The 239-nt window shown below is 54.8% G+C and carries 1 protein-coding gene; it reads right to left on the minus strand.

What is annotated here, in order from left to right:
- Positions 1 to 123 precede the first annotated feature (123 nt).
- A partial coding sequence (locus tag EOD29_RS34765) for a YebC/PmpR family DNA-binding transcriptional regulator (protein ID WP_245475531.1) occupies positions 124 to 239 on the minus strand: 116 nt, incomplete at its 5' end.

Below are 239 nucleotides of genomic sequence, written 5' to 3' on the forward strand. Positions count from 1 at the left end.
GCGGGATTGGGAAATTTCATGCGGGCCGCCGCGTAGGGTTTACGACCAACGCCTTGAGCGGGGTTCATCAACGAAAAAACCCGGCCTCGCAGCCGGGTTTTTATTTGAGACCGCTCGAAAAAATCAGGCGGAGAGCTTGGCCAGCACTTCTTCCGAGACTTCGAAGTTGGAATAGACGTTCTGCACGTCGTCGTCGTCTTCCAAGCTGTCGATGAGCTTCATCAGCGACTGGGCCTTTT

This window comes from Mesorhizobium sp. M1A.T.Ca.IN.004.03.1.1, assembly GCF_003997555.1.
Classification (GTDB): Bacteria; Pseudomonadota; Alphaproteobacteria; order Rhizobiales; family Rhizobiaceae; genus Mesorhizobium.